Origin of the sequence: Rhodoferax sp. BAB1 (genome assembly GCF_013334205.1) — a bacterium.
Lineage (GTDB): Bacteria > Pseudomonadota > Gammaproteobacteria > Burkholderiales > Burkholderiaceae_C > Hylemonella.
The window spans coordinates 3,160,491-3,184,404 of the sequence record NZ_CP054424.1 but is presented as its reverse complement, the minus strand read 5'-3'; the positions used below and the strand labels follow the sequence as shown (position 1 = coordinate 3,184,404).

Genomic DNA, 23,914 nt, shown 5'->3' with positions numbered 1-23,914 from the left:
TAAATGGATTACATAAATCATGTCTTATATCCATAAAACATTCAAGGCCAGCAATGAAGCGGTGCTGGCCTATCGCCCTGGATCAGCCGAACGCAGCGGACTGGAGCAGGAACTGGCGCGCCAGTACGGTGAGCCGATCGAGATTCCCCTGGTCCTCGGCGGCAAGCGCGTCCAGACCGCGCAGCGCGAGCCGGTGGTCTGTCCCCACGAGCACCGGCACGTGCTGGCCACCCTGCATCAGGCCACGCCACTGGAAACCCGGCAGGCGATCGACGCGGCCGTATCGGCGCAGCGGGAGTGGTCGCGTCGGACGCTGGAGGAGCGTTCCGCGGTGTTCCTGAAAGCGGCCGACCTGCTGGCCGGCCCCTGGCGCGCGCGGCTCAACGCCGCGACCATGCTGGGCCAGAGCAAAAGCGTGCAGCAGGCCGAGATCGACGCAGCCTGCGAGCTGATCGACTTTCTGCGCTTCAACGTGCAGTTCGCGCAGGAGATCAGCCAGCAGCAGCCCTTGTCCAGCGCCGGCGTCAGCAACAGCATGGACCACCGCCCGCTGGAGGGTTTTGTCTACGCGATCACGCCTTTCAACTTCACGGCCATCGGCGGCAACCTGGCCACGGCCCCGGTGCTGATGGGCAACGCGGTGGTGTGGAAGCCTTCGGCCACGGCGGCGCTGAGCAACTACCTGGTGCTGCAACTGCTGGAAGAGGCGGGCCTGCCGCCGGGCGTGATCAACTTCGTGCCGGGCGAACCGGTGGGCGTGAGCGCGGCCGTGCTGGCCAGCCCGCACCTGGCCGGCATCCACTTCACCGGCTCGACGGCGGTGTTCGACCGCCTCTGGCTGCAGACCGCGCAGAACCTTGGCCACTACCGCGCCTACCCGCGCCTGGTGGGCGAGACCGGGGGCAAGGACTTCGTGCTGGCCCATGCCTCGGCCGACGTGGATGCGCTGGCCGTGGGCCTGCTGCGGGGCGCCTTCGAATACCAGGGCCAGAAATGCAGCGCGGCTTCGCGCGCCTACATCGCCGCTTCCATCTGGCCGCACGTGAAGGCGCGCCTGCTGGAGATGCTGGAGACGGTGCGTATGGGGGATGTGCGCGACTTCCAGACCTTCATGGGAGCGGTCATCGACAGCAAGGCCTATGCGCGCATCAAGGGCTGCATCGACGCCGCCCGGGCCGATGCGGCCTGCCGGCTGATCGCGGGGGGCGACTGTGACGATACGCAGGGCTATTTCATCGCGCCCACGGTGATCGAGGTCAGCCAGCCCGATCACGCGCTGATGCGCGAGGAAATCTTCGGCCCGGTGCTGGGCGTGTACGTCTACCAGGATGCCCTGTGGGAGCAGATGCTGCAGACAGTCGACCAGACCAGCCCCTATGCCTTGACCGGCGCCGTTTTCGCGCAGGACCGCAGCGCCATCCAGCAGGCGATGGAGGCCCTGCGTTTTGCGGCAGGCAATTTCTACATCAACGACAAGCCGACCGGCGCCGTGGTGGGACAGCAGCCTTTCGGCGGCGCGCGGCGCAGCGGCACCAACGACAAGGCGGGATCGGCCTTGAACCTGCAGCGCTGGGTCTCGCCCCGCACGGTGAAGGAGACCCGTGTGCCGCCGCGGGACTACACCTACGCGCATATGCAGTTGCGCGGCTGTGCGGGCTGGCCTTGAACCGGATCCGGGAATAAAGTGGCATGGCGCACATTCTTGCCGGACGCAACAGGAGCCCACCATGAGCAGCCAAAACACCCTTCCTTCCTACCTGAACCCCCTGGAGCTGGGGCCCTGGGCGACCTATCTGGAGCAGGTCGAGCGCGTGCTGCCGCACCTGGGCCGGCTCAGTGTCTGGGCCGACACCCTGCGCCGGCCCAAACGCTGCCTCATCGTCGACGTGCCCATCCACATGGACGACGGCACGGTACGGCATTTCGAGGGCTACCGTGTGCAGCACAACGTCTCGCGCGGACCGGGCAAGGGCGGGGTGCGTTACCACCCGGGCGTGACCCTGTCCGAGGTGATGGCCCTGGCGGGCTGGATGACGGTGAAAAACGCCGCGCTCAACCTGCCCTATGGCGGCGCCAAGGGGGGCATCCGTGTCGACCCGAAGCAGTTGTCGCTGAGCGAGCTGGAGCGCATGACACGCCGTTACACCAGCGAGATCGGCATCATCATCGGCCCGGACCGCGACATCCCCGCGCCCGACGTGAACACCAACGAACGTGTCATGGCCTGGATGATGGACACCTATTCCATGAACGTGGGCTCCACCAGCCCGGGCGTGGTGACGGGCAAGCCCCTGTCCCTGGGTGGCAGCCTGGGCCGGCGCGACGCCACGGGGCGCGGCTGTTTCGTGGTGGCGCGTGAGGCCATGTTGCGCCTGGGCATGGAGATGAAGGGTGCGCGCGTGGCGCTGCAGGGCTTCGGCAATGTGGGCAACGCCGCGGCACGGGTGCTGCACGAGCAGGGCGCGCGCATCGTGGCCATCCAGGACGTGGCCGGCACCATCTACAAGCCGTCAGGTATCGACCCGCATGCTTTGGGCAAGTTTCTGGCCGCCGGCACGGGCACGCTGCTGGACTTCCCGGGCATCGAGTGCATCTCCAACGACAAGTTCTGGGAGGTGGAGTGCGAGATCCTGCTGCCCGCCGCGCTGGAGAACCAGATCACCGCCGAGAACGCCGGGCGCATCCGCGCCAGGCTCATCGTGGAAGGCGCCAACGGGCCGACCACACCGCAGGCCGAAGACATCCTGCTGGCGCGCGGCGCCATCATCCTGCCCGACGTGCTGGCCAATGCCGGCGGCGTGACGGTGAGTTATTTCGAGTGGGTGCAGAACGCCTCGTCCTTCTTCTGGACCGAGGCCGACATCAATGCGCGCCTGGACCGCGCGCTCAGCGAGGCCTTCCGGGCCATCTGGGATCTGGCCCAGGAGCGCCGCCTGCCGCTGCGCACGGCAGCCTTCGTGATTGCCTGCACGCGCGTGCTGGAAGCCCGTGAACTGCGCGGCCTTTATCCCTGAGCTTCCAGCTGGGTTTGCACATGGGCCAGCAGGCCGGCGCAGGCGTCCTCGACCAGGTCCAGCACCTGCTCGAAGCCCTGCTCGCCACCGTAGTAGGGGTCGGGCACCACCTGTGCCGTGCGCTGCAGGCAGAACTCGGTGAAGCGCCGCAGCTTGTGCAAGTGCCCGGGTGGGCAGAGTTCGCGCGCGTGTTCGTGGTTGTCCTGGTCCATGACCAGGACGAGGTCGTAGCGCTCGAAATCCCGGGGCAGCAGCTGGCGTGCGCGCAGGTCCGACAGGTCGTAGCCGCGCTGGGCTGCATGCACCTGGGAGCGTTCGTCGGGCGGGCGGCCGGCGTGGTAGCCGTGGGTGCCGGCTGAATCGACCTCCACCCGGGCGGACAAGCCGCGTTCAAGCAATTGGTGGCGAAAGACCCCGTGCGCGGTCGGGCTGCGGCAGATATTGCCCATGCAGACGAAAAGCACGGCGTAGGGTTTCATGCGTCGGCATCCTTCTTGAGCTGCAACGCGGCCTCGTACAGCGTGTTGCGCGGTGTGCCCGTGATCTCGGCCGCCAGGCGCACCGCGCTCTTCAGCGGCAGTTCGGCCAGCAGCAGGGTAAGCACGCGCAGGTCAGGGCCGCCCTCGTTCTGCTGCGCCTGCAGCGGGTGCAGCACCAGCACGAATTCACCGCGTTCGCGCTTTTCGTCGGCGGCCAGCCAGGCCTCCAGCTCCGCCGCCGGCAGGGTGACCAGCTGCTCGAACTGCTTGGTCAACTCGCGCGCGACGGTGAGAGGACGGGAGCCCAGCACGGCAAGCGCGCTGGCCAGCACAGCGATGCGGTGTGGCGCCTCCAGCAGCACCACGGCCCGCTGCTCGCTGGCCAGGGCCTGCACGGCAGCCGTGCGCTCGCCGGCCTTGGCGGGCAGGAAACCGGCAAAGACAAAAGCACCGGCTTCGTCGACCACCCCCGCCACGCTGAGCGCGGCGGTGATGCTGCTGGCGCCCGGCAGGGGCACGATGGGCAGGCCGGCGGCGCGTACTGCGGCCACCAGGCGCGCCCCCGGGTCGCTGATGGCGGGCGTGCCCGCGTCGCTGACATAGGCCAGGCGCTGGCCAGCCTGCAGGCGCGTGATGACCTGCAACGCGGCCTCGGCCTCGTTGTGCTGGTGCAGGGCCAGCAGGGCGGCCGAGGGGCGCTCAATGCCATAGGCCCGCAGCAGGCTCTGGGTGTGGCGCGTGTCCTCGCAGGCCAGGGCGTCGACCAGCTGCAGCACGTGCAGGGCCCGCAGGGTGATGTCGGCCAGGTTGCCGATGGGGGTGGCCACCACGTAGAGCGCGCCCTGCGGATAATGCTGGGCAGCGGCCGCGTCATGCGCGGCGGACAGGGCGGAGGCGTAAGTAGCGTTCAATGGTGTTCCCCAAGTGGCCGGCGGCAGCCGGCAAGCCCAGCACCCGGCAGGCCGGTGAGGCCGCCGAGGCGCAGGCCCTGCAGCATCTGCAGGCGGCCGGTCTGCGCCTGCTCGAACGCAATTATCGGACGCCCGGGCGCGGTGGCGGCGAGATCGACCTGATCATGCGCGCGGCCGACGGTACCCTGGTCTTCGTGGAGGTGCGCCAGCGCGCCGGCACCGGGCACGGCGGGGCGGCGGCCAGTGTCGGCGCCACCAAGCAGCGGCGCATCGTTCTGGCGGCGCGCCACTACCTGCAGCGCTGGCAGGTGCCGCCACCCTGCCGTTTCGACGTGGTGGCCCTGGACGGCGAGGGCCTGCAGTGGCTGCCGGCGGCCTTCGACGCAGGCTGAGCGGCAGTGGCCCCTGGAATACCGGGGATGGTGGGTGGCGGTTATCATAGGCACCATGCTTGAGCAACGCATTGAACAACACTTCATCGACAGTGCCGACCTGAAGTACCAGGCGGCGCAGGTCCTGAGCAAACCCATCGCAGCGGCGGTGCAGGCCATCCTGACCTGCGTCACCAACGGCGGCAAGGTGCTTGTTTGCGGCAACGGCGGCTCGGCGGCCGACGCCCAGCATTTCGCGGCCGAGTTCATCGGCCGCTTCGAGCGCGAGCGCCCCGAGCTCGCCGCCATTGCGCTGACCACCGACAGCTCCATCCTGACGGCGATCGCCAACGACTATGATTTCAACGTGATCTTCTCGCGCCAGGTGCGCGCCCTGGGCCAGCCCGGCGACGTGCTGCTGGCGATCTCGACCAGCGGCAACTCGGGCAATGTGCTGGCCGCCATCGATGCCGCGCACGAGCGCGAAATGGTGGTGGTGGGCCTGAGCGGGCGCAACGGCGGCAAGATGGCCAGCGCCCTGCGCGAGACCGACGTGCATATCTGCGTGCCGCACGAGCGCACCGCCCGCATCCAGGAAGTCCACCTTCTGACGCTGCATTGCATCTGCGATGCGGTGGATCACCAGTTGCTTGGAGAACAGGAAAACAATCCATGATGAAGTTGCCGGCCCGTCCTTTCTCCGTGACCCTGCTGGCCTGCGTGCTGGCCGGCGCCGGCCTGAGCGCTTGCGCCCCCCTGATGCTGGGTGGCGCCGTCGTGACCGGCATCTCGGCGGCCGACCGCCGCACCACGGGCACGCAGATCGAGGACGAGCGCATCGAGACCCGTGGCAGCGCGCGTCTGCGCGAGCATCTGGGCGAGCGCGTGCACATCAACATCACCAGTTACAACCGGCAGGTGCTGCTGACGGGCGAGGTGCCCAGCGAGCAGGACAAGCAACTGGCCGAGCAGGTGGTGTCGCGCATCGAGAACGTGCGCTCCATCATCAACGAGCTGACGGTGCTGGGGCACTCCACCCTCACGCAGCGATCTTCGGACGCGCTGGTGACCGGCCGTGTCAAGGCCAACCTGATCGACGCCAAGGACGTGAGCACCAGCGCCTTCAAGGTGGTGACCGAGCGGGGCATCACCTACCTGCTGGGCCGGGTCACCTTGCGCGAGGCTGACCGTGCGACCGATCTCGCGCGCCGCACCAGCGGTGTGCAGAAGGTCGTGCGCCTGTTCGAGATCATCACCGAGGAAGAGCTGCTGGAGATGCAGTCTCAGTCCACCAGCACGGGCGGACAGACGCCCACACCCGCCAGCGGCCGGCCGATGTGATGATGGCCCCGGTCCGTCCAGGGCCGGGGGTTTACTTGCGCAGGCGTCGCACCAGGCTGGACGTGTCCCAGCGCCCTCCGCCCATCTCCTGCACATCCCCGTAGAACTGGTCCACCAGGGCCGTCACCGGCAGGCGCGCGCCGTTGCGGCGCGCCTCGTCCAGCACGAGCCCCAGGTCCTTGCGCATCCAGTCCACGGCAAAGCCGAACTCGAACTGGTCGGCCACCATGGTCTTGCCGCGGTTGTCCATCTGCCAGCTTTGCGCGGCGCCCTTGCCGATCACGTCCAGTACCAGGGCCATGTCCAGCCCGGCCTGCTGGCCGAAGGCCACGGCCTCGGCCAGGCCCTGGATCACGCCGATGCAGCAGACCTGGTTGACCATCTTGGCCAGCTGGCCGGCCCCGCTGTTGCCGATGCGTGTGAAGGCGCGTGCGTAGGCCATGGCAGCCGGCCGGGCCGTATCGAAAGCGGCCAAGTCACCGCCACACATGACCGTGAGCATGCCGTTCTGGGCGCCGGCCTGGCCGCCGGACACTGGCGCGTCGACGAAGTGCAGGCCGCGCTCACGCGCGGCGGCATACAGCTCGCGCGCCACCTCGGCCGAGGCCGTGGTGTGGTCGGCAAAGACCGCGCCGGTCTTCATGCCGGCGAAAGCGCCGTCCGGCCCCAGCACCACGCTGCGCAGGTCTGCGTCATTGCCTACGCAGGCGTAGACGATGTCCGCTGCGGCCGCAGCCTCACGTGGCGTGGGGGCGGCGCTGCCGCCGAACTCCTGCACCCAGGCCTGTGCCTTGGCGGGCGTGCGGTTGTAGACCGTGACCTGGTGCCCGGCACGTGCCAGATGCCCGGCCATGGGATAACCCATGACACCCAGGCCGAGGAAGGCCACCTTGCGCGCGGGGGTGGGGTCGTAGGTCTTGGGGTTGATGCTGCCCATGCTGTGCTCCTGAAGCAAAAGCGCCGCGGGAAATGCCGCGCTTGAAGAAACCCGTCAGGCGTGGCGAGCGGGCTTCAGGCGAGGCGGCCGCAGCGCAGAAACCGGAACGTACTTGTGAGTACGTGAGGATTTCGAGCAGCGCCCAACGAAGCATCAAGCCCGCGCAGTAGCCCTTACACGATGGCGAAGTTTTCGGTGCCGGCGCTCAAGTCCTGTGTCTTGCCTCGCTGGCTGTTGAGCTTGATCTGCAGGCGCAGGTCGTTGACCGAGTCGGCGTTGCGCAGCGCGTCCTCGTAGGTGATCTGGTTGCCTTCGTACAGGTCGAACAGGGCCTGGTCGAAGGTCTGCATGCCCATGTTGCGGCTCTTTTTCATGATCTCCTTGATCTCGGAGATCTCGCCCTTGAAGATCAGGTCGGAAATCAGCGGCGAGTTGAGCATGACCTCCACCGCCGCCGAGCGGCCCTTGCCGTCCTGCTTGGGGACGAGGCGCTGCGACACCAGGGCGCGCAGGTTGAGCGACAGGTCCATCAGCAGTTGCGGACGACGTTCTTCGGGGAAGAAGTTGATGATGCGGTCCAGTGCCTGGTTGGCGCTGTTGGCGTGCAGGGTGGCCAGGCACAGGTGGCCGGTTTCGGCAAAGGCCACGGCGTGTTCCATGGTCTCGCGGTCGCGGATCTCACCCATGAGGATCACGTCGGGCGCCTGGCGCAGCGTGTTCTTGAGGGCGATTTCCCAGCTGTCGGTGTCCAGCCCCACTTCGCGCTGTGTCACCACGCAGTTCTTGTGCGGGTGCACGAACTCGACCGGGTCCTCGATGGTGATGATGTGGCCGTGGGAGTTCTCATTGCGCCAGTCCACCATGGCGGCCAGCGTGGTGGACTTGCCCGAGCCGGTGGCGCCCACCATGATGCACAGGCCGCGCTTGGCCATGGTCACTTCCTTGAGCACCTGGGGCACGCCCAGGGTGTCGATGGTCGGCAGCGTGGCGGGAATCACGCGCAGCACCAGGCCGACCTTGCCCTGCTGGATGAAGGCGTTGGCACGGAAGCGCCCGACATTGGGTGGCGAGATCGCGAAGTTGCACTCCTTGGTGCGTTCGAACTCGGCGATCTGCTTGTCGTTCATGATCGAACGCGCCAGCGCCATGGTGTGGGCCGAGCTCAGGGGCTGGGGCGACACCTTGGTCACCTTGCCGTCGACCTTGATGGCGGGCGGGAAGTCGGCGGTGATGAACAGATCGCTGCCGTTGCGGCTGATCATCAGCCGCAGCAGGTCGTTGATGAACTTGGTTGCCTGGTCGCGCTCCATGAGAGCACCTCCTTCCTGGTGCGCCCCGCCTCAGCGGCGGGACGCGTGGGTTGTCCGTACCCCCCACGGCTTCAGCCGGGGAAGTTCTCGGGGATCTTGGCCTTGCCGCGGGCTTCCGCGGCGCTGATGATGTTGCGCTTGACCAAGTCGGTCAGGTTCTGGTCCAGCGTCTGCATGCCCACGCTGTTGCCGGTCTGGATGCTGGAATACATCTGCGCCACCTTGGCCTCGCGGATCAGGTTGCGGATGGCCGGCGTGCCCAGCATGATCTCGTGCGCCGCCACCCGGCCGCTGCCGTCCTTGGTCTTGCACAGGGTCTGCGAGATCACGGCCTGCAGCGATTCGGACAGCATGGCGCGGATCATTTCCTTTTCCTCGGCCGGGAACACGTCGATGATGCGGTCGATGGTCTTGGCGGCGCTGGAGGTGTGCAGGGTGCCGAATACCAGGTGACCGGTCTCGGCTGCGGTCATGGCCAGGCGGATGGTTTCCAGGTCGCGCATTTCGCCCACCAGGATGGCGTCCGGGTCTTCGCGCAGGGCCGATTTCAGGGCGGCGGCGAAACTCAGGGTGTGCGGGCCGACTTCACGCTGGTTGATCAGGCACTTCTTGGATTCGTGCACGAACTCGATCGGGTCTTCCACCGTCAGGATGTGGCCGAACTCGGTCTCGTTGAGGTAGTTGACCATGGCCGCCAGGGTGGTGGACTTGCCCGAGCCCGTGGGGCCGGTCACCAGCACCATGCCGCGCGGCCTGAGCGCCAGTTCACCGAAGATCTTGGGGGCGTTGAGCTGCTCCAGGGTCAGGATCTTGCTCGGGATGGTCCGGAACACGGCGCCCGCGCCGCGGTTGTGGTTGAAGGCATTGACCCGGAAGCGCGCCAGGCCATCGATCTCAAAGGAGAAGTCGACTTCCAGGAATTCTTCGTAATTCTTGCGCTGGGTGTCGTTCATGATGTCGTACACCATGGCGTGCACTTCCTTGTGCCCCAGGGCCTCGACGTTGATGCGGCGCACGTCGCCGTGCACGCGGATCATGGGCGGCAGGCCGGCGGAGAGGTGCAGGTCGGAGGCCTTGTTCTTGACGCTGAATGCCAGCAGTTGGGTAATGTCCACGTGTCCCTCTATCGATCGGTGTAGGCGTACTTTGCTAAGCTTGCCGGACAATTATGACCGTGATTGCCGCCCAGCTCCAAGCCGTTCATGCCCGCATCGCTGCCGCATGTCATGCCGCCGGGCGTGACCCGGCCAGCGTCGGCTTGCTGGCGGTTTCAAAAACCTTCGGCCCCGAGGCAGTGCGCGCTGCCCATGCCGCCGGCCAGACGGCCTTCGGCGAGAACTACATCCAGGAGGCCGTGGACAAGATGGCCGTGCTGGGGGACCTGCCCCTGCAGTGGCACTGCATCGGTCCGATCCAGAGCAACAAGACGCGCCTGGTGGCCGAGCACTTCGCCTGGGCGCAGACCGTGGATCGCCTCAAGATCGCGCAGCGACTCAGCGAACAGCGCCCGGTCCACCTGCCCCCGCTGCAGATCTGCCTGCAGGTCAATGTGGACGGCGGGACGAGCAAGTCTGGCGTGGCGCCGGGGGACCTGCCGGCCCTGGCCCATGCGGTGGCGGCGCTGCCACGTCTGCAGCTGCGCGGCCTGATGTGCATCCCCGATCCGCAGCCGGACTTCGAGGCCATGAAGGCCGTGTTCCTGCGGGCCAAGGATATGTTGGAGCAGCTGCGTGCCGACGGGCTGGCGCTGGACACCCTGTCCATGGGCATGAGCGCCGACCTGGAGGCCGCCATCCACGCCGGCAGTACCCTGGTGCGCGTGGGCACGGCCATCTTCGGTGGTCGTGACTACGGCCGCGCCAGAGCCTAGGTCTTGCCGATGGCCGCGTTCAGGCGCGGCATCACCTCTTCGGCCATGAGCTGCATGGAGCGCTGGCCCAGGGCCGGGTCCAGCCAGTCGTGGCAGGCGTAGAGCAAGGTACCGAAGTCACCCACCTGCGCACGGAAAGACAGCAGCTGTTCCACCACCGTATCCACCGTGCCGGCGATCACCAGCTTTTGCGTCACGTACTCGGGCGTGATGGCCTCGTTGGGCATGTCGGGATCGGTCTTGAAGAGGTTGCCGCGTCCGCCGGCACCCACCAGCTTGCGGATCAGCTGCTTGAAGTAGAAGTGGTAGGGGCCGTCGGCGCTGTGCCCGTAACGCCGGGCGGTGGCCGCGTCGTCGGCCACGAAGATGCTCTTGGCCACGCGCCATTCGGCCGGGCTGGCCTGGGCGCCCACCGCCTCGCGGCCTTCGACGTACTTGGGCCAGTGCGACTTCACCCACTCGGGCATCAGGAAGTTGGCCGAGATCGGCTGCCAGCCGCGCTTGGCCATCTCGGTCACGCCCTGGGAGTGCGGCGCCACCGCGGTGCCCACGATCAGCGGGTGGGGCTTCTGTAGCGGTTTCATGATGAAACCCTGACCGATCTCGGGGATCATGGTCTTGGCCACCGAGACCTTCCAGTACTTGCCCTCGATGTCGTAGGGCGGCTCGGAGGCCCAGATCTTCAGCACCGTATCGATGCCCTCGACGAACATCTCGTTGCGGTTGGCGCCGAAATTGCCGAAGACCTCGGCATCCGACATCAGGCCGCCCGGGCTGATGCCCATGATGAAGCGCCCGTCCAGCAGGTGGTCCAGCATGGCCGCCTGCGCTGCCACCGCTGCCGGATGGCTGTTGGGGATGTTGATGGTGCCGGTGCCGAGCTTGATCTGCTTCGTCTCGGCCGCCAGGCTGGCCAGGAAGATCATGGACGAGGTGATGTTCTCGGCCGCGTCGGTGACGTGCTCGCCCACGTAGGCCTCGCTGTAGCCCAGGCGGTCGGCCAGCAGCACGGCTTCGCGGTCCTCGCGCAGCGTTGCGCGGATGTCGCGCCCCGGCGGGTGGATGGGCATCATGAACATGCCGAGTTTCATGGTTTTCCTCTCAATGTGGATCGGTGACTTTGTCAACAGGCCCTGAGCCCCACGCCCTGCTGGAACTGGCCATTGCAGAACAGCAGCGGCGTGCTGGCGCTGTGGGCGTAACGCTCCACCTCGCCCAGGAAGAGAACGTGGTCGCCCACGTGCTGGTCGCCGACGATGCGGCACTCGATGCTGGCGGCGCAGCCCCCCAGCACCGGCTGCTCGTGCAGGCCCGCCAGGCAGTCGATGCCGGCAAACTTGTCGGCAGCCGGGCGCGCAAAGCGCTGCGCCAGTTCCAGTTGGTCCAGTGCCAGCACGTTGACCACGAAGCGCCCGGCGGCACGAAAACCGGCCAGGCTGGGCGAACGTTCTGCCAGGCTCCACAGCACGATGGGCGGGGCCAGCGAGACCGTGTTGAAGGAATTGGCCGTCACGCCCAGGCGTAACCCGTCGGGCGTGCGCGTGGTGACCACGGTCACCCCGGTGCCGAAGCGGCCGAAGGCGCGGCGCAGGTCCAGCGGGTCGGAGGGAGGGCGGGGGGCATGGGGGGAGGCCATGCCCGGATTTTGGTGATCACTTGATCAATATCAAATCAGGGTAAACCCGAGAAAGGGCGCCCAGCGAGTTCAGTGCCGGCCCAGGAAATCGAGGGCACTGCGGCTGAAGCCCTCCGGGTTCTCGAGGTGCAGGATGTGCGGGCCGACCAGGGCCTCGAAGCGGGCGCCCGGGCTCAGGCGGGCGTAGGTCTGGACCTGGTCTGCCGAAACCGCCTTGTCGTCCTGACCGGCCAGGAAGAGGGTGGGGACGTGCAAGCCGGCGAGCTGTTTTTGCAGATGCAGTCCGGCCAGGGCACGGGCGCAGGCCGCAAAACCGCGCGGCGGGCAGGCCAGCAACAACTGGCCCACCCAGTCCACCGTGGCGGGCTGGCGGGACAGGAAGTCCGGGGTGAACCAGCGCTCCAGCGTGGGTGCGAGCACCGGTGCCATGCCCTGCTGCTCCACCAGGGTGGCGCGCTGCTGCCACATGGCAGTGGCGGCGGCATCCATCTCCAGCCGTGAGCAGGCCACGACCAGGGAACGCAGGCGTTCCGGGGCCGACAGGGCCAGGGCCGTGCCGATGCAGCCGCCCAGCGAGAGTCCGAGAAAGTGGCTCTGCGTGATGGCCAGTTGCTGCCAGAGCTGCAGCACGTCGGCGGCCAGTTCGTCCATGCTGCAGGCGGCGTCGGGGGCGGCCGAGCCGCCGTGTCCGCGCGTGTCGACGGCCAGCACGCGGTAGTGCGGGGTCAGCAGGGGCAGCAGGGGATCCCAGATCCGCCGGTCGACCCCGATGGGGTGGCTCAGGGTCAGCCAGGGGGCGTGTTCCGGGCCGTGGATGCTGTGCGCGAGGGCTGGGGTCATGGGGCGCAGGAAGAGCTTGCGAGGGTGAGCATTAGATCATTAAGATCGCGGCCATGACAAGCCGCAAAACCCTGCCAACGCCGCCGACGGCACCGCCGCGGCGGCGGCCGGCCGGCGAAGCGCGCGAGCGGGCCATCGTCGAGGCGGCGGTGAAGTTCTTCGCCGAGGTCGGCTTCGACGGCGACACGCGCGAGCTGGCGCGGCGCGTGGGCGTGACACAGTCGCTGATCTTCAAGTACTTCCCCAGCAAGGCGGCCCTCATCGAGCGGGTCTACCAGGAGGTCTACGTCGGGCGCTGGAATCCCTACTGGGAAGTCATCCTCGCCGACCGGCGTGTGCCGCTGGAGGAGCGCCTGGTGCGCCTGTACACCGACTACGCGAAAACCGCGCTGACCTGGGACTGGGTGCGCCTGTTCATGTTCTCCGGCCTCAAGGGCGAGGCCATCAACCAGCGCTACCTGCAGTTCCTGCGCAGCCGTGTGCTGGAGCCGGTGGCCATCGAGCTGCGTGCCGAGCTGGGCCTGCCGGGGCCGCAGGCGCTGCCGCTGAGCGAACTGGAGATCGAACTGGTCTGGGGCATCAACGCGCGCATCTTCTACTTCGGCCAGCGCCGCTGGATCTTCGACGTGCCGCTGCAGGCCGATCTGGACGAACTGATCCGGCTGACCATCCGCCACTTCATGGCCGGTGCGCGCGAGGTCTTGCCGGGGCTGGGGGTGTTCCAGGCCCGCAGTGCGGCACTGCCCCGGGTCGTGGCGCAGCAAAACGTGGAATAAGTCACAAGTAAGCTGCCACTGGGGGTGGGGGACGGGCTTACCCGCTGGCGCAGCCGTGCTTGTTACATAAAATTACAATCCAGGCCTGACCATGTACCCCCCTGCTGTCCCGGCACCTTGCCGATCCTCCGGAATGACCCTCATCGAGCTGCTGCTCGTGGTGGCCATGGTCGGAGTGCTTGCGGCCATTGCCCTGCCCATGTACCAGAGCTACCAGGAGCGCATCAAGCAGACACAGGCCATCCAGGACATCAAGATCCTGCAGACCCTGGTCCAGGACTTCCGCATCAACAGCGGCAGTTACCCGGACACGCTGGCGGAGGTCGGCAATGCCGACCGGCGTGATCCCTGGGGCCGTCCCTACGTCTACCAGGAACTGGCCAGCGCCGAGGGCAAAGGCAAGGCGCGCAAGGACCGCAAGCTCAATCCGCTGAACTCCGATTTCGATCTCTACAGCCCGGGCCGGGACGGGGCATCGAAAACGCAGCTGACCAACAAGGAAAGCCTGGACGACATCGTGCGGGCCAATGATGGTGCTTTTGTCGGCCTCGCCGCCGACTACACCCAATGAGCGCGCTGCGACCATCATGTTCCCCCTGCTGAAACTCCCCATCCAGGGCCTGTTCCTGCGCAGCCGGGTGGCGCGGCGTGTGTTCCTGCTGTTCCTGCTGTCGGCCCTGGTGCCGGCCGTGCTGCTGGCCGTGCTGGCCTACGGGCACATGCGCAATATGGACCAGCAGCACGTGAGCCGCCAGCTGGCGCTGGAAGGCGGCAACTACGCCAGCGGCCTGTACGAGCGTCTGCTGGGTGCGCATTTCATGCTCAGCGTGCAGGCCGCCGGCCTGCGCCAGGGGCTGGCGGTGGCCGACACCAGCCCGGACCAGGCGCACCGGGTGTTCAAGCGCATCGATGTGCACGCGCAGGCGCTGTCCGGCAGCCCGGCAGACGCCTGGCCTGGCCAGCGGCTGCAGGAGCCCCAGGCACTGGCCCAGCTGGCACGCGGTGACAGCGTGCTGCTCACGCAGCCCGATGCGACGGGCGTCCGCATCTTTCTGGCCACGGCGGTCGACCCGGCCCAGGCCGCACGCGGCGTGCTGCTGGCCGAGCTGGCGCCGGCGCATGTGTGGGGCGAGGCGGAGGACCTGGCGCATCAGACCCAGGCCTGTGTGCTCGATGACGCGGGCCACGTCCTGTACTGTTCGCAGGCCCGGCTCACGGCCGTCGCCGCCGGGATCGCAGCACAGCAGCAGGCGCGGACCACGGGTGTCAGCGATGCCTGGCAGTTCAATACACGCGCTCTGTTCCTGCGCGCGCGCTTCGCGGTCGATGACTGGGCCGTCATCACGCTGCGCCCGCAGGGTGCGAGTGATGCCGGCTGGGGCCAGCTGGCCTATGTCTTTCTCGGCATCATCCTGCTGACCCTGCTGCTGGTGGCGCTGCTCAGCGGGGTACAGTTGCGGCGCATGCTGATCCCGCTGGAGCGGCTGATCGACGGCACGCGACGCATCGCGCACGAGGAGTTCAATCAGCCCGTGCTGGTGCGGCGCGACGACGAGTTCGGCCAGCTGGCGCAGGCGCTCAACAAGATGGCCGCGCGCCTGGGTCGGCAGATCGGCACGCTGCGCGCGCTGGCCGAGATCGATCACGAAATCCTCGCGCGCGTGGACATGGAGCAGATCATCACCCGCGTCCAGGAGCGCCTGCACGAGCTCTGGCCGAAGGCCGTGACCAGCATGGTGGTGTTCGACCAGCAGGCCGCGGACTTCGGCATCGTGCATCTCTATGCCGGCGAGCAGGAGATGACGTCCAAGGTGCCCAGCAAGCTGGAGCCCTGGCTGCTGGAGCAGCTGGCGCGCGACTACGACGGTATGTGGTTCGAGGTGGGCGGCGGCGAGCTGCCGGACTTCCTGTCCATGGTGGCCGACGCCGGCGCACGGCGCATCCTGGTGCTGCCCATCTTCTGGGACGAGAAGGTCAGCGGCTTGCTGGCCATCGGCCTGCTGGAGCCGCGCGAATTCAGCAACGAGCTGGTGCAGCAGGCGCGCGACCTGGTCAACCGCATCGGCGTGGCCCTGGCGGCCCATGCGCGTGACGAGCAGCTCAAGTTCCGCGCCTACCACGATGCCCTGACCGGCCTGCCCAACCGGCCCTTGCTGCTCGAGCGCCTGAACCAGGAGATGGCCCACACGCGGCGCAATGGCAAACAGCTGGCCGTGCTGTTCATCGACCTGGACCGCTTCAAGAAGATCAATGACAGCCTGGGGCACGAGGGCGGTGACCGCCTGCTGTGCCAGGTGGCCGAGCGCCTGAGCTCCTGCACGCGCGAAGGCGACACCGTGGCCCGCCTGGGGGGCGACGAGTTCGTCGTGTTGCTGCCCAGCCTGGGCCAGGCGCAGCAGGCGGCCCGCCTGGCCAGCGAGATGCTGGGTCTGCTGGCCGAGCCCTTCATGATCGACGGCAGCACCAGCTACCTGAGCGCGAGCATCGGCGTGGCCATCTTCCCGGACGACGGCAGCCTTGCGCCGGAACTGCTCAAGAAGGCCGACATGGCCATGTACCGGGGCAAGGCGACAGGGCGCGGGCGCGTCATCTTCTTCGAGGAGAGCATGAACCTCGCCCAGCAGGAGCAGTCCGTGCTGGAGCGCGAGCTGCGACAGGCCATCGCGCGCGGCCAGCTCTCGCTGCGTTACCAGCCGCGTGTGCGGTTGAGCGACGGCCAGCTCTCGGGCGCCGAGGCGCTGCTGCGCTGGTTTCATCCGGAGCTGGGCTGGGTCAGTCCCGAGAAGTTCATCCCGCTGGCCGAGGAGGTCGGGCTGATCGACGAGATCGGGGGCTGGGTGCTGGACCAGGTCTGCGAGCAGCTGGGGCACTGGCAGGCGGCGGGTTACCGCATCACCCTGTCCGTCAATGTCTCGGGCCGCCAGCTCAAGTCGGGACGCCTGGGCCAGCGGGTGCAGCAGGCGCTGCAGGCCAGCGGCGTGGTGCCGGCAGCCCTCGAACTCGAGGTCACCGAGGGCACGCTGATCGACAACATCGAAGCGGTGGGCGAGCAGCTCGGCCAGATCAAGCGGACCGGCGTGGTCATCGCGCTGGACGATTTCGGCACCGGCTACTCCTCGCTGAGCTACCTGCAGCGCCTGCCGATCGACATCCTCAAGATCGACCGCGCCTTCACCCGGGATCTGGGGCGCAACGACGGCGCCGGCAGCATCGTGCATTCCATCATCGCGCTGGCGCATGCCCTGGGCAAGACGGTCGTGGCCGAAGGTGTGGAGCGCGAAGAGCAGGCCGAACTGCTGCGCATCTGGCAGTGCGAGCAGGCCCAGGGCAACCATTACAGCCTGCCGATCACGGCCGACGAACTCGAAGCGCTGATGACCCCCTCACGCCCGGCCGAAATCGCCTGACGCGCGGCGGGCCGGACCCGTAGCCAGCAGTTCGGCGATGAGATCGACCGCATGGCGAACGGTCTGCTGGTTCTGATCCAGCGACGGGTTGAGTTCCATCACGTCCAGTGAGCCCAGCCGGCCGCTGCGGGCGATCCACTGCAGGCATGAGCGGGCCTGTTCCAGGCTCGCGCCACCGGCCACCACCGTGCCCGTGCCGGGCGCGACGGCGGGGTCCAGGAAGTCCAGGTCCAGGCTGACATGCAGATGTGCGTCTGCCGGCAGCGCTTCCAGCGCGTGCGCCATCACGGCGTCCGCGCCCGCCGTGCGCAAGGTGTCCATGCCGGTGACCTCCAGCCCCAGGCGCTGCACCAGCTGCGCCTCGCCGGGGTCCACGCTGCGTACGCCGATCAGGCGCAGTTGCGCCGGGGCCAGCGCCGGCACCTGGCCGGTCAGGCCGGTCAGCGCCATGGGCCCCACCCCGCACAGACAGGCCACCGGCATGCCGTGCAGATTGGCGCTGGGGCTGGTGCGGCGGCTGTTGCAGTCGGCATGGGCGTCGAACCAGAGCACGCGCAAGGGCCGACCGGTGTTGCGGCACTGTCGCGCCACGGCGCTGATGGAGCCGATGGCCAGGCTGTGGTCACCACCCAGCAGCAGGGGCAGGCGTCCCCGGTTCAGCGCCAGCGTCACGGCATCGTGCACGGCCCGGTTCCAGGCCGTGACTTCTGCGAGGTTGCGGTAGCCCTCGATCACCGTCTGCGCAGGCGCTGAGGGGCCGTCCAGGTCACCGGTATCGTGCACGGCGCAGCCCTGTGCCAGCAAACGCGTGACCAGCCCCGCCTCGCGCAGTGCACCGGGCCCCAGGCGGGCGCCCGCCACGCTGGCCCCGGCATCACACGGGGCCCCGATGAGTTCGATCTCGTGCTTCAATAGCGGCGGCATGGTGCCATTCTGCGGGAGACAGTCATGTTCCGTGACCGAATTCAAGCTGCCGAGCAATTGGCCGTCGCACTCGCGGCCTACCGGGGCCAGCATCCGCTGGTGCTGGCCATCCCGCGCGGTGCCGTGCCCATGGCCAGGCTCATAGCCGAGCGCCTGAAGGGCGATTTCGACGTGGTGCTGGTGCGCAAGCTGCGCGCGCCCGGCCAGCCCGAACTGGCGATCGGCTCGGTGGACGAAAGCGGCTGGACCTATACCGCCCCCTTTGCCGCCAGTACCGGGGCCGATGCTCAACACATCGAAGCGGAAAAGCGCAGGCAATTGGAGACGATACGCCAGCGTCGCGCCCAGTACACCCCCTTGCGCGCGCACATCAAGCCGGCCGGCCGCACCGTGATCGTGGTCGACGACGGCCTGGCCACCGGCGCCACCATGATCGCGGCCTTGCACGGGCTGCGCCAGCAGAAGCCAGCCAAACTGGTGTGTGCCGTGCCGGTGGCCCCGCCCGACACGCTGGAGAAAGTGCGGACGCTGGCGGATGAGGTGGTGTGCCTGGAAACGCCCGAGTGGTTCCAGGCCGTGGGCCAGTTCTACCAGGATTTCCAGCAGGTGGAAGACGAGGAAGTGATCGCGCTGCTGAAGGATTAAAGGCTTATTTCCAGTGCCTGCCGAACCAGTCGGCGGCCTGGCGCGCCACCTCGTCCAGCGCGCCCGGCTCCTCGAAGAGATGGGTGGCGTCCGGGATCACCGACAGTTCCTTCTCGCACTGCAGCTTCGCGTAGGCCACGCGATTGAGCTGCAGCACCTCGCTGTCGGCTTCCCCCACCAGCAGCAGGGTGGGGGCACGTACCTTGGCCAGTTCGTGCGCGCCGGCCAGGTCGGCGCGGCCGCCGCGCGAGACCACGGCCTGCACCTCATCGCCCAGGGCGGCTGCGGCCTGCAAGGCGGCCGCAGCGCCGGTACTGGCACCGAAATAGCCGATGGGCAGGTGGCGGCTGGCCGGCGTGTGTTGCATGACATAGGCACTCGCCACCAGCAGGCGGTGCGTCAGCAGGCTGATGTCGAAGCGCGTGTGGTAATCCAGGTCCTCGCTCAGCGTGAGCAGATCCAGCAGCAGCGTGCCGCTGCCCCGTGCATGCAGCATCCTGGCCACGTGGTTGTTGCGCGGGCTGTGCCGGCTGCTGCCGCTGCCGTGCGCGAACAGCACCAAACCGCGGGCGTTCGCCGGCAGCTCCAGCATGCCCTCGATGTGCACGTCGTCGGCCGGGATGCGCAGCAGTTCCTGTATGGGCATGGTCATGCTCCTAGGCCCCGATCGCGATCGGAATGCGTCGCCGGCCGAAGTTGCCGGCCTGTTCTGCAAAGCGCCCGGCGATCGCCGTGTCGCAATGCGGGCAGCGGCCGTCGGGCCTGAGGCGGTAATTGGCGATCCGGTGCCAGTCACGCTCGATCAGCGACTGGCGGCAGTGCGGGCAGAAGGTGGTGTCGCCTTCCGCGTTGCGCACATTGCCGGTGTAGACGTAGTGCAGGCCGTGGTCCAGGGCGATGCGGCGGGCCCGGATCAGGGTGGACGCCGGCGTGGCCGGCACGTCCGGCATCTTGTGGTCCGGGTGGAAGGCGGTGAAGTGCAGCGGCACGTCCGGACCGAGCTCGCGCATGATCCAGCGGCTCATGGCCGTGATCTCCTCGTCGCTGTCGTTGTGGCCGGGGATCAGCAGGGTGGTGATCTCGAACCAGACCTGGGTTTCGTGCCTCAGGTAGACGAGGGTGTCGAGCACCGGCTGCAGGTGCGAGCCGGTCAGCCTGAAATAGAAGTCGTCGCTGAAGGCCTTCAGGTCCACGTTGGCGGCGTCCATCTTGGCGTAGAACTCGCGCCGTGCCTGGTCGTGCATGTAGCCGGCGGTCACCGCCACCGTCTGCACGCCGCGCGCGTGGCAGGCATCGGCCACGTCCATGGCGTATTCGGCAAAGATCACCGGGTCGTTGTAGGTGAAGGCCACGCTGCGGCAGCCCGATTCCGCAGCAGCCTGTGCAATGGCTTGCGGCGAGGCCTGGTCCATCAGGCGGTCCATGTCGCGCGATTTGCTGATGTCCCAGTTCTGGCAGAACTTGCAGGCCAGGTTGCAGCCGGCGGTGCCGAAGGACAGCACGCTGCTGCCGGGGTAGTAGTGGTTCAGCGGCTTCTTCTCGATCGGGTCGATGCAAAACCCGGACGAACGTCCATACGTGGTCAGGATCATGCGATCCCCCTCGCGCATGCGCACGAAGCAGGCGCCGCGCTGGCCCGCGTGCAGCTTGCAGTCGCGCGGGCACAGGTCGCACTGCAGGCGGCCGTCCTCGATGGCGTGCCACCAGCGGGCCGGGTAGGCGTCGATGTCGTCTCTTGCACCCATCTCAGTGCGCGAGCGCGAACTCGCCCTCTTTCCACTTGCTCACCGTGTAGCGTTGCAGACGGACTTCCTCATGCCAGAAGCTGGTGGGCAGGCCGGCCTTGCGCTTCAGGTGGGCCATGAAGTCGTCCACCGCGGGCAACTGCTCCCATACCTGGGGCAGGAAGGTGCTGCGTCGCGATCCGAACTGGAACACCACACCGTCCACGCCGGGGCGCAACTGCGCCAGCGCTTCGGCCTCGCTGCCGAAGTCCAGCGCCTGCATGGGCGAGAGCAGGGAGACTTCCACTTCGGTGCGCTCCAGTTCGCGCTCTGCCAGCGGCGCAAAGCGCGGGTCGTGGAAGGCGGCGGCCAGGGCATTGGCGCGCACATCCACCAGCAAGGGGCGGTGTGGCTGCAGCGTGCCGATGCAGCCGCGCAGCTGCTCGTCCTGCGTGAGCGTGACGAAACAGGCGCCAGGCTCGCGCAGCCAGGGCGCCGTGTCATTGGCCGCGTGGCTGCGGCCGAACGCCTGCATGATGGCGGCGCGCGCCAGCGGCAGCAGCACCCTGCCCTGCGGTGCGTCAGTGCGTGACATGCACCGGCTCCGTGAAGCTGATGGCGGCATAACCGACCACGCGCTGTTTGTCGCCGGCGGTATCGCCGGAATTGCACAGGCCCAGCAGCAGCGGCTGCAGGTGGCGCCGGCGCGCGGCCAGCAGCAGGCCGTTGATGGGCGTGCCGCCGCAGGCCTGCTCGTGCGTGAGCGTCGGCTCCAGGGCCAGGATGCGCTCCACGGTCTCGCTGTCGATGTTCTGCGCAGCGCGGTAGGGCAGGTAGTGCGAAAGGTCGGAGCTGATGACGATGAGCGTTTCCGGCCCGCCCCACAGCGCGTCCAGCACCTGGGCCACCTCGTGCGGCTCGGCGTCGCCCACGGCCAGCGGCAACAGCTTGAAAGGGCCCAGCACGCTTTGCAGGAAGGGCAGCTGGACTTCGAGCGAATGCTCCAGCGCATGGGCGGCCGGGCTCACCACGACCTGGCGCAGGGACTTGAGCGCCGCCACCGCGTCCTGGTCGATCCCGATCTCCCCCAACGGTGTGGCAAAGGCCTCGGATCCGGGCAGGGCCAGGCCACGCACCGGCACACGGTGCACCGGGCCCAGCAGCACGACGCGACGCACCGTGTCACGCACGCTGGCCAGTTGCGCATAGGCGCGTGCGGCCATGGAGCCGGAGTAGATGTAGCCCGCATGCGGGACGATCAGGACCTTGGGTGAGGCAGGCGTGGCGGCGTTGTGCTGCTCGGCACGTGCCGCCGCCAGCAGGCTGGCCAGGGTGCTGGCCAGCGCTCCGGCCTGGCCGGGGTAGAAGGCGCCGGCCACGGCCGGCTGGCGTATGGTGTGCATGCGCGGACTCTCTTGAAAACTTTTCCTGGGGTCGAGTTGGGGCCGGGGCCGGGCATGTCAAGCGCCCGACCGGGTGCATCGGATGAACGGTACTGCGCCGCGCAGTCAGCGTCAACCATGGCCGCAAGGCCGGAGTCCGCGCTGGCGAGGGGCAACTTTGCGGCAAATACCGGTCTTTTCCCTCTTTCCCGTTGCGACCTACTTATGCAGAATGACTCATAAGGCCTTTTGCCCTGAAACAGGTGGTCCTCATGAGCACGATGAAATCAACGGGCTGGCGCGACCTGAGTCTGGCCATCAAGCTGGCCCTCAGCATCCTGGCGGTCGTGGGCGCGGTTTTCCTGGCCTTCGTGCTCGGGATCGGCTATGCCCTGATGGGCTCGGTCGAGGAACGCGCCAGCGAGGAGGTGGCCAGCAAGACACGGCTGATCACCGAACTCATCGACGCTTCCGACAAGGATCTGCGCCTGCGCGCGGCAGCGCTGGCCAAGGCCCTGCAGGCGCGCCTGGCCGGGCGTTTCGAGCTCGATCCGGCCATCACCGAGGTCAACGGCAAGCCGGCCCCGACGCTCAAGCTCGATGGCAAGGTGCTGAACATGGACTTCAGCGTGGCCGACCAGTTCACCCAGGCCACCGGCGCGGTGGCCACCGTGTTCGCCAAGACCGGCGACGACTTCATCCGCGTCACGACCTCGCTCAAGACCGACAAGGGAGCACGTGCCATCGGCACCCTGCTGGACCGTGCCCACCCGGGCTACAAGGCCACGCTGGAAGGCAAGACCTATAACGGCCCCGCCGTGCTGTTCGGCAAGCCCTACATCACCCAGTACGACCCGATCGTGGATGCGCAGGGCAAGGTCGTCGGCCTGTCCTTCATCGGGCTCGATTACAGCGACTACCTGACCCAGCTCAAGAGCACCATCCGCGGCATGAAGATCGGCAAGTCCGGCTATTTTTATGTCCTGGATGCTCGCCCGGGTGCCAATCTGGGAACCTATGTGGTTCACCCGACGGAAGAGGGCAAGAACGTGTTGGGGAACAAGGATGTCGACGGGCGTGAATTCATCAAGGACATTCTGGACAAGAAGAACGGCGTGACCAGCTATCCCTATGCTGACCGCGAGGGCGGAGTGAGTCGGACCCGCGAGAAGATCGCGGCCTTCACCCACTTTCAGGGCTGGCAGTGGGTGGTCGTGGGCGGCGCCTATGTGGAAGAGTTCAGCGAAGAGGTGCGTACGCTGCGCAACCGTTTCGGTTTCATCGGCGGGGTGCTGGTGCTGCTGGTCGCCGGCGCACTTTATGTCGTGATCGGCCGGCTGGTGATCCGGCCACTGGGCCAGGCGACCCAGGCGGCCCAGGCGCTGGCGCAGGGCGACCTGACCGTGCGCCTGCAGGCCGACCGCGGCGACGAACTGGGCCAGCTCATGGCGTCCATGGACCGCATCGGCAGTGGTCTGGCCGAGGTGGTGCAGACGGTGCGCCACGGCAGCGAATCGGTGTCCACCGCCAGCGCCGAGATTGCCCAGGGCAACCAGGACCTGTCGGCGCGCACCGAGAGCCAGGCCAGTTCGCTGGAGGAAACGGCGGCGTCCATGGAGCAGCTCGGCTCCACGGTGCGCCAGAACGCCGACAACGCCAAGCAGGCCAACCAGCTGGCACAAAGCGCCAGCACGGTGGCAGTCAAGGGCGGCGAGGTGGTGGCCGAGGTGGTCGACACCATGAAGGGCATCAACGACAGTGCCCGCAAGATCCACGACATCATCAGCGTGATCGACGGTATCGCCTTCCAGACCAACATCCTGGCGCTCAATGCCGCGGTGGAAGCCGCGCGGGCCGGCGAGCAGGGCCGGGGCTTTGCCGTGGTGGCCAGCGAGGTGCGCTCGCTGGCCGGTCGCAGCGCCGAGGCCGCCAAGGAGATCAAGAACCTGATCACCGACAGCGTGCAGCGCGTCGAGCAGGGCAGTGCCCAGGTCGACCAGGCCGGGACCACCATGAACGAGGTGGTGGCCGCCATCCGGCGTGTGACCGACATCATGGCCGAGATCAGTGCGGCCAGCGGCGAGCAGAGCGCCGGTGTGTCTCAGGTCGGCGAGGCGGTGACGAACATGGACCAGGCCACGCAGCAGAACGCCGCCCTGGTGGAGGAGATGGCCGCAGCCGCCAGCAGTCTCAAGACCCAGGCGCAGGATCTGGTCCACGCGGTCAGTGTCTTCAAGCTGGCCTAGGGCCTGTTCACACTAATTTCTCAAGTGCGAACGGGGTGAAAACAGCGCCAATCTAGGCGCGCGACGATGCTCTGGCTGGCCGCCAGGGCGAGGAGTGCAAC

Annotated in this window: 24 protein-coding genes; 11 read left to right on the top strand and 13 right to left on the bottom strand. The window is 67.6% G+C overall.

Features of this window, described 5'->3' with window-relative positions; all coding sequences use genetic code 11:
* The first annotated feature begins 19 nt into the window (after positions 1 to 19).
* Positions 20 to 1,666: an L-glutamate gamma-semialdehyde dehydrogenase gene (pruA, locus tag HTY51_RS15355; RefSeq protein ID WP_174253538.1), complete on the top strand. Its 1,647-nt coding sequence runs from the start codon at positions 20 to 22 to the stop codon at positions 1,664 to 1,666.
* Positions 1,667 to 1,727: 61 nt separating this feature from the next.
* Positions 1,728 to 3,014 carry a Glu/Leu/Phe/Val dehydrogenase gene (locus HTY51_RS15350; RefSeq protein ID WP_174253537.1) on the top strand — a complete coding sequence of 429 codons (1,287 nt, stop codon included), beginning with the start codon at positions 1,728 to 1,730 and terminating at the stop codon, positions 3,012 to 3,014.
* On the opposite strand, the gene HTY51_RS15345 is transcribed toward HTY51_RS15350, so the two are convergent.
* Positions 3,005 to 3,493 carry a low molecular weight protein-tyrosine-phosphatase gene (locus HTY51_RS15345; RefSeq protein WP_174253536.1) on the bottom strand — a complete coding sequence of 163 codons (489 nt, stop codon included), beginning with the start codon at positions 3,491 to 3,493 and terminating at the stop codon, positions 3,005 to 3,007. The genes HTY51_RS15350 and HTY51_RS15345 overlap by 10 nt on opposite strands.
* Positions 3,490 to 4,404 carry a 16S rRNA (cytidine(1402)-2'-O)-methyltransferase gene (gene rsmI, locus HTY51_RS15340; protein ID WP_174253535.1) on the bottom strand — a complete coding sequence of 305 codons (915 nt, stop codon included), beginning with the start codon at positions 4,402 to 4,404 and terminating at the stop codon, positions 3,490 to 3,492. The genes HTY51_RS15345 and rsmI overlap by 4 nt, the downstream gene beginning before the upstream one ends.
* Here rsmI and HTY51_RS15335 point away from each other — a divergent pair.
* The 3 genes from HTY51_RS15335 to HTY51_RS15325 are packed head-to-tail and all read left to right on the top strand — an operon-like array spanning position 4,404 to position 6,116.
* Positions 4,404 to 4,796: a YraN family protein gene (locus tag HTY51_RS15335; protein ID WP_174253534.1), complete on the top strand. Its 393-nt coding sequence runs from the start codon at positions 4,404 to 4,406 to the stop codon at positions 4,794 to 4,796. The genes rsmI and HTY51_RS15335 overlap by 1 nt on opposite strands.
* Positions 4,797 to 4,851: 55 nt before the next feature.
* Complete coding sequence (locus tag HTY51_RS15330; protein ID WP_174253533.1) at positions 4,852 to 5,451, top strand: phosphoheptose isomerase; 600 nt, start codon at positions 4,852 to 4,854, stop codon at positions 5,449 to 5,451.
* Positions 5,448 to 6,116 carry a BON domain-containing protein gene (locus tag HTY51_RS15325; RefSeq protein ID WP_371733841.1) on the top strand — a complete coding sequence of 223 codons (669 nt, stop codon included), beginning with the start codon at positions 5,448 to 5,450 and terminating at the stop codon, positions 6,114 to 6,116. The genes HTY51_RS15330 and HTY51_RS15325 overlap by 4 nt, the downstream gene beginning before the upstream one ends.
* 31 nt (positions 6,117 to 6,147) lie before the next feature.
* Here the strand turns inward: HTY51_RS15325 and HTY51_RS15320 are convergent, their stop codons facing one another.
* The 3 genes from HTY51_RS15320 to HTY51_RS15310 all read right to left on the bottom strand — a co-directional run bounded on the left by HTY51_RS15320 (position 6,148) and on the right by HTY51_RS15310 (position 9,478).
* Positions 6,148 to 7,053, bottom strand: a complete 906-nt coding sequence (locus tag HTY51_RS15320; protein WP_174253532.1) for an NAD(P)-dependent oxidoreductase — start codon at positions 7,051 to 7,053, stop codon at positions 6,148 to 6,150.
* A 173-nt stretch (positions 7,054 to 7,226) separates the two neighbouring features.
* Positions 7,227 to 8,363, bottom strand: coding sequence for a PilT/PilU family type 4a pilus ATPase (locus HTY51_RS15315; protein WP_174253531.1), 1,137 nt, complete (start codon positions 8,361 to 8,363; stop codon positions 7,227 to 7,229).
* A 71-nt stretch (positions 8,364 to 8,434) separates the two neighbouring features.
* Positions 8,435 to 9,478 (bottom strand): type IV pilus twitching motility protein PilT, encoded by a 1,044-nt coding sequence (locus HTY51_RS15310; protein ID WP_174253530.1) that lies wholly within the window; start codon positions 9,476 to 9,478, stop codon positions 8,435 to 8,437.
* 53 nt (positions 9,479 to 9,531) lie between these two features.
* On the opposite strand from HTY51_RS15310, the gene HTY51_RS15305 reads away from it, so the two are divergent.
* A complete protein-coding gene (locus HTY51_RS15305; protein WP_174253529.1) occupies positions 9,532 to 10,233 on the top strand; it encodes a YggS family pyridoxal phosphate-dependent enzyme in 702 nt (233 codons plus the stop codon).
* Here HTY51_RS15305 and HTY51_RS15300 read toward each other — a convergent pair.
* From HTY51_RS15300 to HTY51_RS15290, 3 genes are all read right to left on the bottom strand, one after another.
* Positions 10,230 to 11,324: an LLM class flavin-dependent oxidoreductase gene (locus tag HTY51_RS15300; protein WP_174253528.1), complete on the bottom strand. Its 1,095-nt coding sequence runs from the start codon at positions 11,322 to 11,324 to the stop codon at positions 10,230 to 10,232. The two genes, HTY51_RS15305 and HTY51_RS15300, sit on opposite strands and share 4 nt — an antisense overlap.
* A gap of 32 nt (positions 11,325 to 11,356) precedes the next feature.
* Positions 11,357 to 11,869: a flavin reductase family protein gene (locus HTY51_RS15295; RefSeq protein ID WP_174253527.1), complete on the bottom strand. Its 513-nt coding sequence runs from the start codon at positions 11,867 to 11,869 to the stop codon at positions 11,357 to 11,359.
* A gap of 69 nt (positions 11,870 to 11,938) precedes the next feature.
* A complete protein-coding gene (locus HTY51_RS15290) occupies positions 11,939 to 12,709 on the bottom strand; it encodes an alpha/beta fold hydrolase (protein ID WP_174253526.1) in 771 nt (256 codons plus the stop codon).
* Positions 12,710 to 12,762: 53 nt separating this feature from the next.
* On the opposite strand from HTY51_RS15290, the gene HTY51_RS15285 reads away from it, so the two are divergent.
* The 3 genes from HTY51_RS15285 to HTY51_RS15275 all read left to right on the top strand — a co-directional run bounded on the left by HTY51_RS15285 (position 12,763) and on the right by HTY51_RS15275 (position 16,892).
* Entirely contained in the window at positions 12,763 to 13,485 is a 723-nt protein-coding gene (locus HTY51_RS15285; RefSeq protein WP_174253525.1) for a TetR/AcrR family transcriptional regulator, read from the top strand.
* 133 nt (positions 13,486 to 13,618) lie between these two features.
* On the top strand, positions 13,619 to 14,056 hold the full coding sequence (locus HTY51_RS18805; RefSeq protein ID WP_305791370.1) for a prepilin-type cleavage/methylation domain-containing protein: 438 nt from the start codon (positions 13,619 to 13,621) through the stop codon (positions 14,054 to 14,056).
* A gap of 16 nt (positions 14,057 to 14,072) precedes the next feature.
* Positions 14,073 to 16,892, top strand: a complete 2,820-nt coding sequence (locus HTY51_RS15275; protein WP_174253523.1) for a bifunctional diguanylate cyclase/phosphodiesterase — start codon at positions 14,073 to 14,075, stop codon at positions 16,890 to 16,892.
* On the opposite strand, the gene rocF is transcribed toward HTY51_RS15275, so the two are convergent.
* Positions 16,869 to 17,816, bottom strand: coding sequence for an arginase (gene rocF / locus HTY51_RS15270; protein WP_174253522.1), 948 nt, complete (start codon positions 17,814 to 17,816; stop codon positions 16,869 to 16,871). The genes HTY51_RS15275 and rocF overlap by 24 nt on opposite strands.
* A 24-nt stretch (positions 17,817 to 17,840) precedes the next feature.
* Here rocF and HTY51_RS15265 point away from each other — a divergent pair, with 24 nt between their 5' ends.
* Positions 17,841 to 18,461, top strand: a complete 621-nt coding sequence (locus HTY51_RS15265; RefSeq protein WP_174253521.1) for a phosphoribosyltransferase — start codon at positions 17,841 to 17,843, stop codon at positions 18,459 to 18,461.
* Between the two features lie 4 nt (positions 18,462 to 18,465).
* Here HTY51_RS15265 and HTY51_RS15260 read toward each other — a convergent pair whose 3' ends face one another.
* Genes HTY51_RS15260 through amrB form a run of 4 tightly spaced genes read right to left on the bottom strand, consistent with a single transcriptional unit; the run spans position 18,466 to position 21,588 of the window.
* The gene (locus HTY51_RS15260) at positions 18,466 to 19,113 is read right to left on the bottom strand and encodes a dienelactone hydrolase family protein (RefSeq protein WP_174253520.1); all 648 of its coding nucleotides are present in this window, start codon (positions 19,111 to 19,113) and stop codon (positions 18,466 to 18,468) included.
* 4 nt (positions 19,114 to 19,117) lie between these two features.
* Entirely contained in the window at positions 19,118 to 20,206 is a 1,089-nt protein-coding gene (gene amrS, locus HTY51_RS15255) for an AmmeMemoRadiSam system radical SAM enzyme (RefSeq protein WP_174253519.1), read from the bottom strand.
* 1 nt (position 20,207) lies between these two features.
* On the bottom strand, positions 20,208 to 20,780 hold the full coding sequence (gene amrA / locus HTY51_RS15250; protein ID WP_174253518.1) for an AmmeMemoRadiSam system protein A: 573 nt from the start codon (positions 20,778 to 20,780) through the stop codon (positions 20,208 to 20,210).
* On the bottom strand, positions 20,767 to 21,588 hold the full coding sequence (amrB, locus tag HTY51_RS15245) for an AmmeMemoRadiSam system protein B (protein WP_174253517.1): 822 nt from the start codon (positions 21,586 to 21,588) through the stop codon (positions 20,767 to 20,769). Before amrB ends, amrA begins: the two co-directional genes overlap by 14 nt.
* Before the next feature lie 251 nt (positions 21,589 to 21,839).
* On the opposite strand from amrB, the gene HTY51_RS18800 reads away from it, so the two are divergent.
* Complete coding sequence (locus HTY51_RS18800) at positions 21,840 to 23,813, top strand: methyl-accepting chemotaxis protein (RefSeq protein ID WP_305791369.1); 1,974 nt, start codon at positions 21,840 to 21,842, stop codon at positions 23,811 to 23,813.
* The last annotated feature ends 101 nt before the right edge of the window (positions 23,814 to 23,914 follow it).

What these genes read in the sequence shown, in the direction of transcription:
- HTY51_RS15320 (WP_174253532.1), bottom strand. Translation starts at nt 7,053, where the DNA reads ATGGGCAGCATCAACCCCAAGACCTACGACCCCACCCCCGCGCGCAAG.
- HTY51_RS15330 (WP_174253533.1), top strand. Translation starts at nt 4,852, where the DNA reads ATGCTTGAGCAACGCATTGAACAACACTTCATCGACAGTGCCGACCTG.
- HTY51_RS15290 (WP_174253526.1), bottom strand. Translation starts at nt 12,709, where the DNA reads ATGACCCCAGCCCTCGCGCACAGCATCCACGGCCCGGAACACGCCCCC.
- HTY51_RS15260 (WP_174253520.1), bottom strand. Translation starts at nt 19,113, where the DNA reads ATGACCATGCCCATACAGGAACTGCTGCGCATCCCGGCCGACGACGTG.
- HTY51_RS15325 (WP_371733841.1), top strand. Translation starts at nt 5,448, where the DNA reads ATGATGAAGTTGCCGGCCCGTCCTTTCTCCGTGACCCTGCTGGCCTGC.
- HTY51_RS15275 (WP_174253523.1), top strand. Translation starts at nt 14,073, where the DNA reads ATGTTCCCCCTGCTGAAACTCCCCATCCAGGGCCTGTTCCTGCGCAGC.
- HTY51_RS15285 (WP_174253525.1), top strand. Translation starts at nt 12,763, where the DNA reads ATGACAAGCCGCAAAACCCTGCCAACGCCGCCGACGGCACCGCCGCGG.
- HTY51_RS18805 (WP_305791370.1), top strand. Translation starts at nt 13,619, where the DNA reads ATGACCCTCATCGAGCTGCTGCTCGTGGTGGCCATGGTCGGAGTGCTT.
- HTY51_RS15350 (WP_174253537.1), top strand. Translation starts at nt 1,728, where the DNA reads ATGAGCAGCCAAAACACCCTTCCTTCCTACCTGAACCCCCTGGAGCTG.
- HTY51_RS18800 (WP_305791369.1), top strand. Translation starts at nt 21,840, where the DNA reads ATGAGCACGATGAAATCAACGGGCTGGCGCGACCTGAGTCTGGCCATC.
- HTY51_RS15305 (WP_174253529.1), top strand. Translation starts at nt 9,532, where the DNA reads ATGACCGTGATTGCCGCCCAGCTCCAAGCCGTTCATGCCCGCATCGCT.
- HTY51_RS15335 (WP_174253534.1), top strand. Translation starts at nt 4,404, where the DNA reads ATGGTGTTCCCCAAGTGGCCGGCGGCAGCCGGCAAGCCCAGCACCCGG.
- amrB (WP_174253517.1), bottom strand. Translation starts at nt 21,588, where the DNA reads ATGCACACCATACGCCAGCCGGCCGTGGCCGGCGCCTTCTACCCCGGC.
- rocF (WP_174253522.1), bottom strand. Translation starts at nt 17,816, where the DNA reads ATGCCGCCGCTATTGAAGCACGAGATCGAACTCATCGGGGCCCCGTGT.
- HTY51_RS15315 (WP_174253531.1), bottom strand. Translation starts at nt 8,363, where the DNA reads ATGGAGCGCGACCAGGCAACCAAGTTCATCAACGACCTGCTGCGGCTG.
- amrS (WP_174253519.1), bottom strand. Translation starts at nt 20,206, where the DNA reads ATGGGTGCAAGAGACGACATCGACGCCTACCCGGCCCGCTGGTGGCAC.
- HTY51_RS15300 (WP_174253528.1), bottom strand. Translation starts at nt 11,324, where the DNA reads ATGAAACTCGGCATGTTCATGATGCCCATCCACCCGCCGGGGCGCGAC.
- amrA (WP_174253518.1), bottom strand. Translation starts at nt 20,780, where the DNA reads ATGTCACGCACTGACGCACCGCAGGGCAGGGTGCTGCTGCCGCTGGCG.
- HTY51_RS15265 (WP_174253521.1), top strand. Translation starts at nt 17,841, where the DNA reads ATGTTCCGTGACCGAATTCAAGCTGCCGAGCAATTGGCCGTCGCACTC.
- HTY51_RS15345 (WP_174253536.1), bottom strand. Translation starts at nt 3,493, where the DNA reads ATGAAACCCTACGCCGTGCTTTTCGTCTGCATGGGCAATATCTGCCGC.
- pruA (WP_174253538.1), top strand. Translation starts at nt 20, where the DNA reads ATGTCTTATATCCATAAAACATTCAAGGCCAGCAATGAAGCGGTGCTG.
- HTY51_RS15295 (WP_174253527.1), bottom strand. Translation starts at nt 11,869, where the DNA reads ATGGCCTCCCCCCATGCCCCCCGCCCTCCCTCCGACCCGCTGGACCTG.